Annotated in this window: 2 protein-coding genes; one reads left to right on the top strand and one right to left on the bottom strand. The window is 64.4% G+C overall.

What is annotated here, in order from left to right; genetic code table 11:
* Nucleotides 1-99: 99 nt before the first annotated feature.
* A complete protein-coding gene (htpX, locus tag EOA27_RS34805) occupies nucleotides 100-1,128 on the bottom strand; it encodes a zinc metalloprotease HtpX (protein ID WP_126080560.1) in 1,029 nt (342 codons plus the stop codon).
* A gap of 97 nt (nucleotides 1,129-1,225) precedes the next feature.
* On the opposite strand from htpX, the gene EOA27_RS34800 reads away from it, so the two are divergent.
* Nucleotides 1,226-1,447 (top strand): DUF1674 domain-containing protein, encoded by a 222-nt coding sequence (locus EOA27_RS34800; protein WP_126080561.1) that lies wholly within the window; start codon nucleotides 1,226-1,228, stop codon nucleotides 1,445-1,447.
* The last annotated feature ends 368 nt before the right edge of the window (nucleotides 1,448-1,815 follow it).

The following is a 1,815-nucleotide window of genomic DNA, read 5'->3' as shown; positions in this document are numbered from 1 at the left end:
GGCCGGTGAGGAGATAGCCGGCCTTGCGCGCGGCAAGGCCGGCTATCTCCTCACCGGCCTTGTGTTGCGCATTGCCTGGCTGTCCGCGCCTCGGCGGCGTCACGACCACGGACCTTTCGACCGGCGCGGTCCGGTCGGGTTGCGGCCCCACGGATTGGGTTTCGGCGGCGGCGGGCCGGCAGGCGGCGCGGGTTCCGTCCGCTTACCCCATGGACCGGCCGACGCCTCCTCGGGCTGGATGGGCCGCGCGGAAGCCTCGCGCCGATTGGCAGGCGACGCACGACCCATCTCGCTTGCCATCTCCTGTAGCGCCGCGATGCGGTTCTCGGTGCTCGGATGGGTCGAGAACAGATTGTCCATGCGCTCGCCATGCAGGGGGTTGATGATGAAAAGATGCGCCATCGCCGGGTTGCGCTCGGCATCCTCATTGGGGATTTGTTCGGCGCCGTGCGCGATCTTGGCGAGCGCCGAGGCCAGCCACAGCGGATTGCCGCAGATCTCGGCGCCGCGCCGGTCGGCCTCGTATTCGCGAGTGCGGCTCACCGCCATCTGCACGATCATGGCGGCGAAGGGCGCCACCAGCATTGCCACCAGCACGCCGACAAAGCCGAACGGGTTGTTGTTGTCGCGGCTGCCGCCGAGGAAGAAGGCGAAGTTGCCTAGCATCGAGATCGCGCCGGCAAGTGTCGCCACGATCGTCATGGTCAGCGTGTCGCGATGCTGCACATGGGCAAGCTCATGCGCCATCACCGCCGCGACCTCCTCGTGCGAGAGGCGCTGGAGCAGGCCGGTGGACGCGGCCACCGCGGCATTCTCGGGATTTCGGCCGGTGGCGAAGGCGTTGGGCTGCGGGTTGTCGATCAGATAGGTCTTCGGCATTGGCAGGCCGGCCTGCTTGGCCAGCGCCTGGACGATCGCGTAATATTCGGGCGCATTCTTCTCGTCGACCTCGATGGCGTGGTTCATCGACAGCACCATCTTGTCGGCGTTCCAGTAGCTGAACAGGTTGGTGCCGGCGGCGATCAAAAGCGCGATGACCATGCCGCCCGAGCCGCCGATCAGATAGCCGACGCCCATGAACAGCGCCGTCATCGCGGCAAGCAGCATGGCGGTGCGAAGCGTGTTCATCGTTTCATCCGTTCGGGGAGATGGGGTCGATCCTTTTGGGGTCATGGCTATATGATGGGAAAGGCCGGGCTCCGTTTCAATCGGCAGGGAATATCGCATGACCGAACTGACCAACAAGACCGAAACCGCGGGCGATGGCGACGGGCCGCGAAAGATGCTGACGCCGGCCGCGAGCCGCGCGCTGGCGGAGGCCGAGGCCAGGCGCAGGGAATATCGCGAGGCCGAGGCAAAATTGCCGAAGGAAATCGGCGGCCGCGGCGGCAAGGAACCCGGCCGCTATGGCGATTGGGAGGTGAAGGGCCTCACCAGCGACTTCTGACAGGAACCGGTTTCCGAGCGGAATCTGCCGAATAGTGGTCACGCAGATTGCATGCGTTGAGGATTGGTGAAAGGTCATCACTTCGTCATCCTATGGCGAAGCAAGGAGCGAAGCGACGCGCGCAGACCATAGGATCCATTCCGTGACGTCGAGGCGTTTCGGCGGTCCAGAATTCTGCTCCGCTGCATTCCTCGGCCAAGGTCACGGAATGGATCCTCGGGTCTGCGCTCCGCTGCGCGTCGCTCCGCCCGTGGATGACGAAGTTCGTAAGCTTCGGCCGATCTCGAAGGTCTGGTTGATTTGGCGAAACGAACGGTGAAAATTTCACCTGCCGACAAGCCTGCAATCCGTCAAAGTCCCTGTACGAG

It is taken from the genome of Mesorhizobium sp. M2A.F.Ca.ET.037.01.1.1, from assembly GCF_003998075.1.
In the GTDB taxonomy this organism is placed as follows: Bacteria; Pseudomonadota; Alphaproteobacteria; order Rhizobiales; family Rhizobiaceae; genus Mesorhizobium.
Note: the sequence above shows the minus strand (reverse complement) of the source record. Positions and strands in the feature narration are given on the sequence as shown.

Bases quoted from the DNA above. Each gene is read 5' to 3' on its own strand.
- htpX (WP_126080560.1), bottom strand. From the start codon at position 1,128: ATGAACACGCTTCGCACCGCCATGCTGCTTGCCGCGATGACGGCGCTG.
- EOA27_RS34800 (WP_126080561.1), top strand. From the start codon at position 1,226: ATGACCGAACTGACCAACAAGACCGAAACCGCGGGCGATGGCGACGGG.